We start from the raw sequence: 13,933 nt of genomic DNA, 5'->3' as shown, positions 1-13,933 counted from the left end.
ATCAGCCCGAGCAGAATTGCAACAAAACGTGTACTAAAGCGCCAATACGGACAAAAAACACCCGCATGCGGCGCTGTCACGGATAATCAGGGGACTCCCCGACGGATTATCAATCAGATTAACGGCGGGAACGTTGCGCCCACGCCAACTCGATTTGCTTCATGCGCGCCAGCGAATCCAGAACCAGATTGCGCAAATGATGGCAAAACTCGCCGATTTGTTCAGCCGCCTGATCACCCTTGCGAAGCAATACCGACTCCAGTACTCCCTTGAAGAAATTGAAGGCTTCCTGAAGTTCGCGTTTATTGGTATGCAGGGCCAGGTAATAACTGCGCTGTAAAGCCGGCTGTAAATCCTCCAGCATTTCCTCAATATAAGGATTCATGCTGAAACGGTAAGACATCCGGAAAAAGGTAAATGAACTTTCGTAGAAACCTTCAATGTCGCCGTCACGAACCATCTGTTGCATTTTCTCAAGGAGTGACGTGAAACCTTCAACATCGCTTTGCCGCCAGTTATCCGCCGCACGACGGACCAGTAACGACATCAGCAGGGTAATAACCTCAAACAGGCTACGGATTTGTTGGGCGGACATTTCAGCCACCACAGCGCCGCGCCGGGGATAGATCTCAATCAGGTGGCGGCGCTGCAAAATCAGCAGCGCCTCGCGCACGGAGCCGCGACTGACATTCAGTTCGCTGGCGATCCGCAACTCCTGGATGCGCTCGCCCTCGACCAGATCACCGGTAATAATCTGCCTTCCAACGTGGCGGGCAATTTGTTCAGCCAGACTTTCGGCAGCCTTGAATGTCATGTCGTCCTCACGATCCCGCATGGTTCATCTGCCTGAAAACTCTATCATGCATGGATTGTACCCTTTTGACTCATTGTCGTACAATCGGACTTATTGCCTTTTGGCTTTACGGCCGTCGTCACAAAGCGTTCAGACTGACTTTGCTGACAACCCGCCCCTCAGCTCCGGAAGCCGCCTCAGGCTCCAGCATGAATACCCTCGCCTCCTCCACCTTGCCCTCATCAATCAGCAACTGGCGCAGACTGCGGCTACGATCCAGCGCCAATTGGCGCAAGTCCCCATCAGCCACAACTTCCTGGTCCATCAATGCCGTCCGCAAGGATGCGCGGTAAGCCTCCATCGCGACCGCCAGTTCTTGTCCGCCTGCAGGACGCAGCGCCAAGGCCTTCTTCTGCTTCAAGGCATCCTGACCGAACCTTTCCGCAAACAACCCTTCCAAAGACTCTGGTTCCTTTGGAGCCTTCAGCGCACGGGCTTTCAGGGCCTCATCCAATCTGGCTGCCCGGATCGCCTGACGGTCAAGGTCCGGATCAAAGCTGCCTCGCAGCTCGGCGCGCAATTGCGGCCGTTGATTCAACGCCTGGGCCAGACGCAAGACTTTGTCGCGGGTATCCGGACGGATGGCGGTCTCGCCGGGAGCAAACGCCAGGCTGTCCATGTCTTCCCCCCCGCCCACCAGACCGGCGATAAAGCGGAATGGTGCGGTAGCCACCTTCGTCACCACATTAACAAAAGCCTTCCACACAATTGGACCGACCCGGAACTGGGGATCATCCAGACTACCGCTGATGGGCAGATCCAGATCAATGACCCCCTTGCCGTCTTTCAGCAGCGCCAACGCCAGACGCAGCGGCATATTCACGGCATCAGGACTCTCCACCTTCTCGCCCAGAGTGAGCTGGTTCAGCACGATCCGGTTACTGGCCTTGAGTTGCCGGTTTTCAATCTGGTAATCCAGATCCAATGACAATTTGCCTTTCTCGATCCGGTATCCGGCGAACTTGGCGGAATACGGCGTCAGCGTCGTCAGCTCCACATTGTCAAATTTCAGGGCCATCGCCGTTCGGGCATCAGGCGCAAGCGGGTTCACCCGCCCGTGGATGTCGGCCTTGCCATACTGGTCCACCCGTCCCAGCAAGCGGATATCGGCAATGGCTCCCGGACGGGTGCTGACGCCACGAACCTCCCCGTTCAAGGCCTCAATACCGGTGGCAAACTGCGGCTTTAAGCTAAGGTCGGCAAACAGCATGGCGCCGTTCCTGACGGCCACCCGGTTGATATCCACCGTCGCCGCGACCGTGGCATTGCTCTTGGTGGGCGATGTGGATTTCGACGAAGCTTCCGGCGGGGTCGTCGCCAGAATCTGGGCAATGTTCAGGCTCTTGTCCGGCAAAATCATGACCCGGCTGAACGGTTGCTCCGCAACGATTTCCCGAATTTTGGCCTTCATGGGCGACAGGTTGAAATCCAACCCGTTCACTTGCAGGCGTTTCCAGGCCAGAAACCGTTCCTGCAAGAACAAATCATTGGCGACAAAATTATCAATGCCGATGCTGCCATGATATTCCGCCTGGGGAACCTTGGCGTCCTTGACCAGGAACCGCCCATTCAGGTCCAGCTTCCCGCTCTGTAACTGAAAGCGGGCGAAATCCGCCAGATAGGGCGTCAGCGGCGGCAAGTCCAGCCCTTTCAAGTCGGCATGTCCCGACAAGATCAACGGCGATTCCTGCAAATCGCCGCCCACCCGCAAGCTGGCGGAGGAGCCTATATCGAACTCCCCTTCAAAGCGCTGAGGCTTGGCGGCATCCATCTCCGGGTGTATGGAAAGCTGACGTATATATAAAGGAAGAGAAACCGGCTTTTTCGGCGTCCTGTCTTCCGCATTCACCCTGAAATCCGACAACGCCAGCTCAGCCAGAGCTGTCCGCCACGGGACCTCGGGCCCCGCCGGGGCCGGTTGCGGTTTACTCAGCCGGGGAAGCAACCGGGAAACAAACCGTGTCCAGTCACTCTGGTCGCCTGGCTCGCGGGTGAATCTTGCTTCGCCCTTGGGGATGACAACCCGCCCGACCTGCAACTGCTTTGGCGTCAGCGCCACGGTTGAAGCGGCGATTTCCAGCCGGGGGACCGAGAGCAAAGGCGCTTTGCCATCACCCTGAACACGAATACCCTCGACCCCCAATCCTTTCAGGCTGGCCAATTGCTTCACCGGATTCCAGTCCAACCGGCTCAACTTCACGCCATCGATGGAAACCCATGCGGGCCCATCCTCTCCTATGGCCAACTTCTGGAAACTCAATTCCGGGCATGTCAGGTTTTGCGCAGGCCAATCCAGGCTCAAATCCTTCATCGACATCCGGTCGAGGCGCAGCTGTAACGGCTGTTCGACAACCGTGGCTGCCTGTAGACCTTCCAGGTTGAGCGCTCCACCGGTCAGCCGAACTGTCGGCGTGTCATTTTCCAGCAACAGGACATAATGCCCGGCCATGGACAAACGACCCGCCTGCACCGATAGCGGCAGCGCGCTCTGGGCATAGTCGGCCACTGTCTTCGCCTGTAATCCGCGAATGGCCAGATCGCCCTCGGAGCGCACCGGGTTCAGGGCAACGGTGCCATGCCATTCCAAGGCTTCACCCTTACCGGTCTCCGCCGCAAAATGATATTTGCCCGAGCCGGCAGGACGCGAGCTCAGGTTATGCAACTGCAGATTCAGCGGCTCCAGCAACGCCGTAAAGGGCTTGGGACGGCTGTCATCCGCTAGGGCGATCCGACCCTGGTGAACACCCAGCGCCGCCAAATGCCAATTTGTCCGGCTTTTGTCGTCGGGGTCCTCAGGAGGCACAAGCTTGAGCAAGTTAAGATGCCCTTCCCGATCAATCCTGGCGTCCATCACCGGAGCCAGTAAATCCAGGTCATCCACTTCGATTTGCCGCCGCCACAAACTGCCCAGTGCATCGACATTGATATAAACGCTTTTGAGGCTGAGCAACGGCGTCTTCACCCCGGCTTCACTAACCGAGACGCCATCCAGACGCAGGGCCAGACGCAAGGGATTGACCTGCACTTCGCGAATCGCCAGATTCAAATGCAGCTTTTCATGCACATAGTCACGGGCCAGCTTGTCGACCAGCTTGGGCGCGCCCAGAAAACCCGCCAGCGCATATAGCCCGAACAGCCCCGCGATCGCGGCAATCTGCTTCTTGCGGCGGCGAGATATGCTCCGTACCCGTCCCGACATGCCCTTCACCCCCACTCAAAAGATGCAGAGATATTATCACTGCCGTAAAAGCGACGTTCCTATTAACTGTAATGTCGCGGCGGATAGCGACTGGATGCCTCCTCCACACACAACCTGACCTCATCCTATATAAGCAAAACATCTCTTTTATATAGAGAAAAAATATTTTTCTTATGAATGCGGCCTTGATATGCTCCCAACCCTGAAATTCCAGCCCCGACGGCAGACTTTATTCCATGTACCAGTACGACGCCTACGACCAAAAAATCGTTGATGAACGCGTGGCCCAGTATCGCGATCAAACACGCCGCTACCTTGCCGGCGAACTGACGGATGATGAATTCCGTCCTTTCCGTCTGCAAAACGGCCTGTATATCCAGCGCTATGCCCCCATGCTGCGCATGGCTGTTCCTTACGGGCTGATGTCCAGCAGGCAATTGCGCATGCTGGCGCATATTTCACGCCGTTATGACCGCGGTTACGCCCATATCAGCACCCGGCAGAACGTCCAGCTGAACTGGCCGCTGCTTGAAGAGGTTCCCGATATCCTCGCCGATCTGGCCAGCGTGCAGATGCATGCCATCCAAACCAGCGGCAACTGTATCCGCAACACCACCACCGATCAGTTCGCCGGCGTTGTGGCTGGCGAAATTGCCGACCCGCGCCCGACTTGCGAGCTGATCCGGCAGTGGTCGACGTTCCACCCGGAGTTTGCCTTCCTCCCCCGTAAATTCAAGATTGCCGTCAACGCTCACTCCGAGGTTGATCGCGCGGCTACGGCTGTTCACGATATCGGCGTCTATATGACGGTCAACGCCGATGGAGAGCCCGGCTACCGCATTCTGGTCGGCGGTGGTCTTGGGCGCACGCCAATGGTTGGTGCCATCATTCGCGACTTCCTGCCACAGCGCGAGCTGATCGCCTATCTGGAAGCGATACTGCGCGTCTACAATCTTTACGGTCGTCGCGATAACAAGTACAAGGCCCGGATCAAGATCCTGGTCAAGGCATTGACGCCCGCCGTATTTGCGGAAAAGGTCGAGGCTGAGTTTGCCCACCTGCAACACGGCGAGCTGATTGTGCCGGCGGAAGAATTCGCCCGTCTGGCAGGCTTCTTCACCGAGCCCGCCTATGAGGCACTCACGGACAATCCTGCCGCACTTGCGACCCCGTTGCAGGACAACAAAGCATTTGCGCTGTGGTATCAGCACAATACCTTTGCCCACAAAAAGCCCGGTTACCGTATTGTGACCCTTTCGCTGAAGCGCCCCGGTGTTGCCCCGGGCGACATCACGGCCGCGCAGATGGAAACTGTCGCCGATCTGGCCGATGCTTTCAGCTTTGGCGAATTGCGCACCACGCATGAACAGAACATCGTTCTGGCCGATGTCCGTCAGGACCAATTGTTACCTCTATGGGAAAAGCTGCGTGACGCAGGTCTGGCAACGGCCAATATCGGCTTCCTGACCAATATCATCTGCTGCCCGGGCGGTGATTTCTGCTCGCTGGCCAACGCCAAGTCGATCCCCATTGCCGAACAGATTCAACGCCGTTTTGCCGATCTCGACCAGGTATATGACATTGGTCTGCTCGACATCAATATTTCTGGGTGCATGAATGCTTGCGGCCATCACCATGTCGGCCATATCGGCATTCTGGGTGTCGACAAGAAGGGTGAAGAGTATTACCAGGTTACGCTGGGCGGTAGCTCTGACCATGGCGCCGCCATTGGCGATATTCTCGGCCCGTCGTTCTTTGCCGAAGACATGGGAGATGTGATTGAGGAAATTCTCAACACCTACCTCGATAACCGCCAGGGCGGTGAACGCTTCCTGGATACTTATCGCCGAATCGGTATTGAAAAGTTCAAGGAGCGTGTATATGCCTAAGATCATTCACGGCCGTCAGATCATTGACGATGCCTTTACGCTCGTGACTGAAGGCCCCCTGCCTTCAGGTGCTGTCTGCGTTTCACTGGGATATTTTCTGGAAAACCGCAGTGCCGTCCTTAGCCATACCGGCTTGAAAGGCGTACAGCTCAAACCGGACCAGCACCCTGAATTGTTGGGTGATGCCGTGACAAGTCTGGACATGATTGCGTTGGAGTTTCCTGCGTTTGCCGATGGCCGGGGTTATTCCTATGCCTGGCTGCTGCGCAACCGCCTTGGCTTCACGGGCGAGTTGCGCGCGACCGGTGATGTTTTCAAGGATAATATCTATTATCTAAGCCGTTGCGGTTTTGATAGTTTTGCCGTGCGTGCCGACAAGAATATCGAAGTCGCCCTGACAGGGCTGGATGATTTCAGCGAAGCTTATCAAGCCAGTATCGACCGCCCGATTCCCTTGTTCCGCCGTCGCCTCGCTACCGCTCAATGAACGTAAGATCTCAGGCATAAAAAAACCGGCTTAAGCCGGTTTTTTTATGCCGTCAGCATCACGGTTTGATGGCTGGTGAATAACACGATTGCAGGCTGATATCTGAAATTATGCCGTATGACTTGGGGAACTGACCCGTTTTGTCCACAGGCGTAGTCTGGAAAGAAGCCATGGATAATGGGTAATTCAACCATTCTGCAGCCGCCTCAGACAGCTTGGACGAATCCGTCTTGTCGTTCTCAAAGGACTTCATGGATATCAGACCGTCCTGAATCCCGGAAATATCGATACGTGTTTTCCGACCGGCATCACCAATCATAATGCCATAAAACTTTTCCCAGCCCGGTATGCGGCTAAACAAGATCACCGGGCTGATATAATATTTGCCGCTAAGAGGGAATATGGCGGAAACAGCACCCAGACGATACTCCTGTTGTGCCGAAACCTTATCGACAAGATTGGCATCCACAGACGAACAGTTATTATCCATGTCACTGATAATATTGCCATTTTCCAGAACAGTAATGCCCGCCGAACCGATGGTGCAGCCCCCGGTCAAACTGCAACCACCACTCGTACTGACATCACTATCTTTAAATGTCAGCTTGAAATGAAGCGGGAAAATCGCTTTCTCACCTGACTTGACCGTATCCAGTGTCTTCCAGGCAGCAGGATCCAGCAAAGGGTCAAAACGACGTCGACGCTCAAGATTGACTGAGCCGACATATGAGGCAGTCTGTCCGCTTTTGTCCAACCTGCGCCATTTACCCAACAAATCAGGAGAAACAGGCGTTGTTTCAGGTAAGCCAAAGAGCGAGCGATAAATAAACGGATGGCCGCTTATAAAACCATACCGGTTGGTGCCTTCGTAAATCTCGACGAATCCATCATCCAGCAAGGTGTCCTTATTAATAACCTTGAATTTGAATCCTGACTTCACCTTCCCATTCAGAGAGAACCCTAAACCATCAGAAACGGGAACCAATTCCGACGGGGCAATCTTGGAGCGCATTTCGGTGACATTTTTGGGAATGGAGGAGTCCGTGGGAGAGGATTGCGTAATGCCTTTCCACTCCTGGCCCAAACCAATCGAGCGGCCATCACGATCAAGCAGCAGCAAAATGGACTCAATGGCTTTGTCCTCTTGCTTGTTGTTTGTACCGAGGATGATCGTATCGCCATTTTTTCCAACAATACCTGTTTCAATCACATCATCAATGGCGCGTTGAACAGAAAACACCAAACCGGGTGCTTCATAAAGGCCTGCCAACATGATCCGCTGGCCTGCAAGGAAATGATTCTTGGCATCCGCTACCGCCGGCAGCGTAATTCCAATTTTCGTAAAGGTTTCATCCAGCGTAGTTGTAGAAGAAAACCCGCCTGCGCCGAAGTCCTTATCCAGCAGGTTCAATTTATCACGCGCTGCTGACGAAACCACGATACGCTTGGAAGGCGCCGGAAGCTGGAACTCCTCGGTCGAGGCAACGCCCTGCAATACCCGAAGAATATTAAGAACCTTGGTTGTGGCCAGGTCTGTGCCTTCAAGATTGTCCAGTTCACCCGCGCCGGACACCAAATCCAGCGGCGAAAGCTGAAGCAACTGCGCTTCAGCCTTGCTCTTCCCTGTTTTGGGATCCGGAACGGCAATAATGAGCGGCTGAATGACCGCAGTCCCCAATGTGACCTTTTTCTTCCCATCTGATGACAGCAGGAAGAAAGTCACCACCGAATTATTGGGGCATACAAAATAGCCTTCAGCCGTTGTGACATTGGCAACGGTATCGCATTCATAATTTATTCCGGTTACAGGCTCATCAACCAACTGACCGGTTACGCAAAGACCATTCGATGCACCGCACGTCGATGATGATCCCGTATTGCTGACCGGATCTGTCAGGTTGTTGCTACCGCTGCCACAAGCAACCAGCGCGGCACAAATGGCCGACAAAGCAAAGCCGGGAAGCAGGTTACGAGAAAATACAGTCATCATAGACACCCTTGTTACTCAAAAACTTCCAGCGTCATGGCGCCATGATGCCGAAGTTGAAATGGTGCGCGTTGCTCGGCCTTGGGAAAATAGAACCCAAGATAATGTGCGCCGCCCGGTTGAACCAGCACTGACTCAATCAGGCCATATTTATAGTCTGTACCCGGCACTTCATTGACCCAGAAATTCCAAGCCCCCGCCATTACACATCCTTGCCGGTCAAACCAGACCGGAAAAGGTACGTAATATGCCGGCACCGCCATGGATACCGAATAACTGCGTATCCTGATGGCACTTTCCTGCAAATCGGACAAATTAATAAGTACATCGGCATCAGTATCACTGATGCTGATGGGCTCCTCTATGGAAAGTCTGTTAATTTCCCGAATTTTTCTCGAATGGCGCAGCACCTTTTGCGTCAGGCACTTGGCCAATTCGGGCTGCAACTTCAGCACTTCTGCTGGCTGAAGTGACTGATAATTCGGCGAGGGTCGGACTGCTTCCGTAAACGCCGGCTCCGATTTCGCGGTTTGTCCACTGGGGATGGGGATCCCCTCATCGGACTCTATGGGCGTATGGCCCGGGCCACCATCCGGCAGGTAGTAAAACCGATTCTTACCCTCAGGTTTATAACCCTTACGTTCCAATTGCTCACTGGTTAGATAAGACTCACCCTCGAGCTGATCCTTGCCCGAAGAGCTACCGGCTGTAGCATCTGACTTGGGTGGAACAATTACAGGCTTGCCCTGCACCACACCTGCTGAGGAGGAAGGGTCCTTGCTAGCCGGTGGCGGCGATACAGGTTGCTGCGCGGGAGCGCGAATAACCTGAAGACGCCCGTCAGTACCAATAGTAGGATAAAATTTGTCTGCGGCTCCCGCCACGAGCGGCATCAAACAGAACACCCAGAAACATCCGCGCATGGACTTACCAACGTGTCCGATAAGCAATCCCCAGAATATTCACGACTGCTTTTGTCTGAACATCCAGCCCTGCAAAAGGATTGTAGACAACGTTATTGATGCCTTGAGCATTTGCCAAGGTACTGGTGCCCGCAGGAATGTCATCCTTGCTTCGCAAATTCATCCACGTTAAATCAATATCTGTATCGCGACTGAATTTATAGCCAATACCCGTGCCGAAGAGACGGGCGTTATTGATGGGAGCCATCGCATTACGCTTGTTATCAGGAATGGCCGCTTTACGTGGTTCGTAACCCAACCGGAATTTCAAACGATTGGTATGTGAATACTCGATGCCAACACCCCAACTCCAGGGGCTGACAAAACCCAATGGGAAAGATAATTGGGTCGGCGTCGTTCCTGGAACCAAAAGCCGGGCGATTTGCAACACTGCCAATTGACGATCGAACTCAAAACGAAACGCATCCCAAGCCCCGTAATCGGTCCAGCCAATGTCAAAGTTAATTTGCAATGGAGGAATGGGTTTATACTTAATACCCGTCTTGAAGTGTGCAGGATACTCAAGATTCATTGCCATCAAGCCTTCTTCAGACTTGGGCATATAACTCGGCAATCCCAGAATCGCCCCCAAAATCTGACCGGTAATGGAGCTTTGCAAGCCTTCATTAATCAGCGAACGAGCCCCATTTTCATATTCAACCTTGTACTTACCCTTCAACCGCATCTTGGCGGAGCTTTGGTAAACGGCGCCCCAGGCGAACTGCTCATTGGGCTCCCACAGAATGCCCAAGTTGTATGATGGCGACATCTTCTGATCCATCACAACATCAAGGGAGGCCATTTTCTTGAAGGGGCCCAAGCTCTCCTGTGCATTACATACGCCAAAGAGCAGCAAGTCAGTCACAATATTGGAGTTGCCCTTGAAAGGCGCGCAAATTTCCTCGTCCAGCAACCGGAAAACGCCAATCAACTCATTCGGCGCTCTGAAATCCGTATTCAGCTTGACTGCCTGATAAGACAGTCCAACCGACAGGCCGACGGACAAATCATCCGTTAGACGATAGGCGACTGAAGGCGATAAATACGTCAAACGCTCCAATGCCACCTCTTTCCCCATATATGCGCCGGGATCCTTGGGATCCCTGTACAAACCTGCAAGCATCGGGGCGTAGATAGCGTCGGCAAAGGTAAACTTGGAGCCCGGAGGATGGTAGGCAATACCGGCTGTGGGTGCGGCAACGGGTCCAGGGGGCAATTTCAGGAACTTATCGAGAATCGGCAGGTAAAGACCAACCCCCTCAACATCACTGTGAGCGGTTTTGAAGCTCGAACACAGGCTCTCGCCATCATTTTCAGGGTCATTACAAACGATGGGGTCATCAGAATAGCCGAAAACATTAAAACCAGGTGGAGCCGAGAAGTCACTGGTGACATTAAAGCCAACGACCATCAACTGAACATCAAGCTCAGTTCCATTAATTTTGGTCAGGCCGGCTGGATTAAGGTGAATGGAGTTCACCCCCGGTGGATCCGCGGTGACCGCATTACCCAATGCCAGCGACCGCAAATCCACAGAGAGATTCTGAGCAAGCTGAGCATGCGCCAAGGAGGATGATAAAGCCATCACAGCCAACGACAATGCCCGAATCTTCACTTTATGCGCGACCTTTTTCATTATCTACTGCCCTGGCCTTTCAACATTATTGATCGGCAGCGGCCAGACCAAGGAATTCAATGGGCAGCGAGAAGCCCAACATAACATCCGGTGTATCTTCCGTCAGGCCATACCCCAAATTCAGATTGACGATGCGCTTGGGCGATGTGCGGAGCGAAAGAGCGAAATTGACCAAGGCAGAAACCTGGGTCGGACTCTCTACAAAAGTCCCATCCGCGAATTTATAGCGGTTGTTCGCCGTAATGCTCTGTTGAAATGAGGCACTCATGGAAACATCATAGTTCAATGAATATGCAAAGCCCATGGAGAAGCCAACTGTATTACCAGGAGTCACCCCGGTCAAAATACGCGATCCGCGAGCCTGATTAAGGTTGCCCACATTATTGGACATGCTCATGCTGGCAGACCCGAACAGAACCAACGGGTCAGTCACTTTGCTAACGCTTACGCCGGTGTTCAGGGAATAGTAACCCTTACCCGTGGACAGATCTGACAATGCATTGATTTTAAACGGGCTATCGCCTGTGGCCGTTGAAAAGGTTCCGAACAGGGTTGTCGTTGGCAGCCCCGTCTTCAACGGTATCGGCTGCCAACGCATACCGACAGATATATCACCAAGACCTACCGCACTTCGACTGAGCTGAGTATCCATTTTATAAACCAGCGGCAGGTTCGCAGTCACCGTAAGGTTATCGCGCAAGCCGTAGGAAAGCTCAAGACTATTAGTGAACGTATGCTGAGCATCCTCCTCAACACGGAAACGAGTGATACCCGATGAATTACCATCCAAAGCGATATCAATACGGCTATCACGATAATAACTATAGTCGCCGCTATAATTTGAGCCAAAGCGGCCCTTTTTCATCAGCGAATAATTCTTTTCTGTAGCCTTGAACACTTGCTCAAGGTTTTTATCAGCAGTGGCATCTGTGGACTGCTGCTTAAGTGCTTCCCGAGCTGTATCAGCACTGGGGGCGGAGGAGGTAGTAGGAGTCGGCGTAGCAACTCCGGCATCGGCAGCAGGCTTATCCTCGGCATAAGCCGCCGAGAAACACAAGCTATTCAGCATCACAAACAGATGCGGAGCCCTTCCCCAGTTTCTCATCATTTTAATACCTTGGTTCTTGTAAGAATCAACAATGCCGCAAAAAACTATTTGCGACGGTAGTAAGTACGCAACGGAATATCAACCGGCTTATTGTAATTGCTGCTTTCCTTGTCGTTATTAAGCACGCGCATCAGCGTTCCGGCCTTGTCAGCATTCTCCACCATCTGCCTGTCATTGAGATATAACGAAACAAATGTCAATTCATTAATCGTCTCATCGCTCACATACCGGAGATCATCCTCGGTAAGGTCCAGCGTCGGCTGCGGCTTGAAGCCATTAGGGAAGACAATGAACATGACATTATTTTCCCAAATCTCAGCAAATCGGCTTTCAGGAAAACTGATATTTCCCAGCGCAGGATCAGCCACAAAGAAGCGACCATCAAAGAATTTCTTGACGACAACAAAATGTTTGAAATTAGCGTAATGGATTGGGACGATGGCCGGGTGGTCCAGCTTCTTCAAGTCGTCGAGCGTCCCCTTATACCCCCCGCTTGGGTGGCCCAGAGCAGTAACCAGACGCTTCATATCCAGCAATGAAAAGCCGCGGCGCTGAACAATCTTGTCATACTCCCCGAACTTCAGGAGTCCATCCATCACCTGCTTTTCTGTGAATTTCCGACCAAGATAGCCATTCAGCAGCGTCGTCAACGCCGCCGATCCACAGCTATAGTCATACGCCTGGTGAATAATATTCCGATATTTTTGCTCGACCAAGGAGTGAACGGTGACAGGAGCCTCACCGACCTTAAGAGGGCTATTCACCCGGCCATCCACAATACTCGTATAGTAAATTGTCGATGCCGGAACCTCCGCCACATCGAAAGCCTCGTTGGCGAAAAACATGGTAAGGACTGATCCGAGCGTTAATATGAACATAAGTCTTTTTCTAGTTTTCAAGCCACGATGAAATATGCCCGATCGGCAACCCCGTTTAACCGACCACCCATCAGTTAACTTAGCTCTTACCCGCGATGGTGAAAGTCAGATTACTCAGATTCATTCCCACCACCCCCATCGAACCCATATTGGCTGCGGTATTCCCGGCAGTAATATTGGACAATGTCATATCCACGGCAGTCAGGTTGGGGGTTGTCAATATCAAACCCGCATTGGCGATATCCACCGTCGTCCCCGTAAGATTCATCCCATCAAGCTTGAAATTGAATCTGATGTTACGGTTATTGGACAGATTATCACTCTTGTCACGAAGCAGGACCTGACCAAAATCCAAGGTTCCAAAATTGGCATTCGCCAAGGTCATCATATGCGTCGATGGCTCATTGCCGAGTTCAAAATTAAAGGTTGGATTAGGCGCACCTGGCCTCAGCAAATCAAGATAACCATTCGCAAAATCCAGGATCTCAACAACATTCCCACCCTGCTGGTTATGAATCGAGACCTTATCGAGCAGGATACGAAGCTTCTGAATTCCCGAGTCCCACGCAACAGCCAACTTTACGACCGGGCTCGCCCCGCCGCTGGCATCCACGGTTACATTGAAAGTTGGGTTGGTCGTTGTCGTACACGTAAGCCCGGCTCCGTTAGTACAACCTTTAATGCCCATGCCATTCAGAACAAGGACACCTGTATTGAACTCATAACCAGGTTTGATGGTCGAGGGAACGCCGCTTAAATCTGAGATCTTGACCGATGAGGAAACCCAATCCACGGATGTACTGATGATGATACCGGTCTGCCCAACTGCATCTGACAACTGCGAATCATCCACCTGCTCAAACGCAAAGGCAGAAAAATGCATCATCAAAGTTGCAGCCATAACGGGGAACGTATAGTGCTTCTGCATGTGCAG

At 52.8% G+C, this 13,933-nt stretch carries 10 protein-coding genes; 2 read left to right on the top strand and 8 right to left on the bottom strand.

Translation table 11 applies throughout. From position 1 onward, the window contains the following. Positions 1-118 precede the first annotated feature (118 nt). Both EV700_RS08350 and EV700_RS08345 read right to left on the bottom strand, forming a co-directional pair. Complete coding sequence (locus EV700_RS08350; protein ID WP_130413636.1) at positions 119-814, bottom strand: GntR family transcriptional regulator; 696 nt, start codon at positions 812-814, stop codon at positions 119-121. A gap of 118 nt (positions 815-932) precedes the next feature. After that, complete coding sequence (locus EV700_RS08345; protein ID WP_130412693.1) at positions 933-4,052, bottom strand: DUF748 domain-containing protein; 3,120 nt, start codon at positions 4,050-4,052, stop codon at positions 933-935. 236 nt (positions 4,053-4,288) lie between these two features. Between EV700_RS08345 and EV700_RS08340 the strand changes: the two genes are divergently transcribed. Continuing rightward, the gene (locus tag EV700_RS08340) at positions 4,289-5,941 is read left to right on the top strand and encodes a nitrite/sulfite reductase (RefSeq protein WP_130412691.1); all 1,653 of its coding nucleotides are present in this window, start codon (positions 4,289-4,291) and stop codon (positions 5,939-5,941) included. Next, positions 5,934-6,428 carry a DUF934 domain-containing protein gene (locus EV700_RS08335; RefSeq protein WP_130412689.1) on the top strand — a complete coding sequence of 165 codons (495 nt, stop codon included), beginning with the start codon at positions 5,934-5,936 and terminating at the stop codon, positions 6,426-6,428. The genes EV700_RS08340 and EV700_RS08335 overlap by 8 nt, the downstream gene beginning before the upstream one ends. 58 nt (positions 6,429-6,486) lie before the next feature. Here EV700_RS08335 and EV700_RS08330 read toward each other — a convergent pair whose 3' ends face one another. The 6 genes from EV700_RS08330 to EV700_RS08305 form a co-directional block, all read right to left on the bottom strand. Continuing rightward, entirely contained in the window at positions 6,487-8,418 is a 1,932-nt protein-coding gene (locus EV700_RS08330; protein ID WP_130412687.1) for a hypothetical protein, read from the bottom strand. Between the two features lie 11 nt (positions 8,419-8,429). After that, positions 8,430-9,308, bottom strand: a complete 879-nt coding sequence (gene filE / locus EV700_RS08325) for a putative pilus assembly protein FilE (RefSeq protein ID WP_242610241.1) — start codon at positions 9,306-9,308, stop codon at positions 8,430-8,432. A 34-nt stretch (positions 9,309-9,342) separates the two neighbouring features. Next, a complete protein-coding gene (filD, locus tag EV700_RS08320; RefSeq protein WP_423201216.1) occupies positions 9,343-10,962 on the bottom strand; it encodes a putative pilus system OmpP1/FadL family transporter FilD in 1,620 nt (539 codons plus the stop codon). Between the two features lie 76 nt (positions 10,963-11,038). Continuing rightward, positions 11,039-12,121, bottom strand: coding sequence for a transporter (locus tag EV700_RS08315; RefSeq protein WP_207224620.1), 1,083 nt, complete (start codon positions 12,119-12,121; stop codon positions 11,039-11,041). Between the two features lie 44 nt (positions 12,122-12,165). Next, positions 12,166-12,999, bottom strand: a complete 834-nt coding sequence (locus EV700_RS08310) for a C39 family peptidase (RefSeq protein WP_130412681.1) — start codon at positions 12,997-12,999, stop codon at positions 12,166-12,168. A gap of 79 nt (positions 13,000-13,078) precedes the next feature. Further along, positions 13,079-13,927, bottom strand: coding sequence for a hypothetical protein (locus EV700_RS08305; protein WP_130412679.1), 849 nt, complete (start codon positions 13,925-13,927; stop codon positions 13,079-13,081). Positions 13,928-13,933 lie beyond the last annotated feature (6 nt).

It is taken from the genome of Fluviicoccus keumensis (assembly GCF_004217445.1).
Taxonomy (GTDB): domain Bacteria; phylum Pseudomonadota; class Gammaproteobacteria; order Pseudomonadales; family Moraxellaceae; genus Fluviicoccus; species Fluviicoccus keumensis.
The sequence above is the reverse complement of the archived record's forward strand: the minus strand, read 5'-3'. Positions and strand labels throughout refer to the sequence as shown.

Bases quoted from the DNA above. Each gene is read 5' to 3' on its own strand.
- EV700_RS08350 (WP_130413636.1), bottom strand. From the start codon at position 814: ATGACATTCAAGGCTGCCGAAAGTCTGGCTGAACAAATTGCCCGCCAC.
- EV700_RS08345 (WP_130412693.1), bottom strand. From the start codon at position 4,052: ATGTCGGGACGGGTACGGAGCATATCTCGCCGCCGCAAGAAGCAGATT.
- EV700_RS08340 (WP_130412691.1), top strand. From the start codon at position 4,289: ATGTACCAGTACGACGCCTACGACCAAAAAATCGTTGATGAACGCGTG.
- EV700_RS08335 (WP_130412689.1), top strand. From the start codon at position 5,934: ATGCCTAAGATCATTCACGGCCGTCAGATCATTGACGATGCCTTTACG.
- EV700_RS08330 (WP_130412687.1), bottom strand. From the start codon at position 8,418: ATGATGACTGTATTTTCTCGTAACCTGCTTCCCGGCTTTGCTTTGTCG.
- filE (WP_242610241.1), bottom strand. From the start codon at position 9,308: ATGCCGCTCGTGGCGGGAGCCGCAGACAAATTTTATCCTACTATTGGT.
- filD (WP_423201216.1), bottom strand. From the start codon at position 10,962: ATGGCTTTATCATCCTCCTTGGCGCATGCTCAGCTTGCTCAGAATCTC.
- EV700_RS08315 (WP_207224620.1), bottom strand. From the start codon at position 12,121: ATGATGAGAAACTGGGGAAGGGCTCCGCATCTGTTTGTGATGCTGAAT.
- EV700_RS08310 (WP_130412681.1), bottom strand. From the start codon at position 12,999: ATGTTCATATTAACGCTCGGATCAGTCCTTACCATGTTTTTCGCCAAC.
- EV700_RS08305 (WP_130412679.1), bottom strand. From the start codon at position 13,927: ATGCAGAAGCACTATACGTTCCCCGTTATGGCTGCAACTTTGATGATG.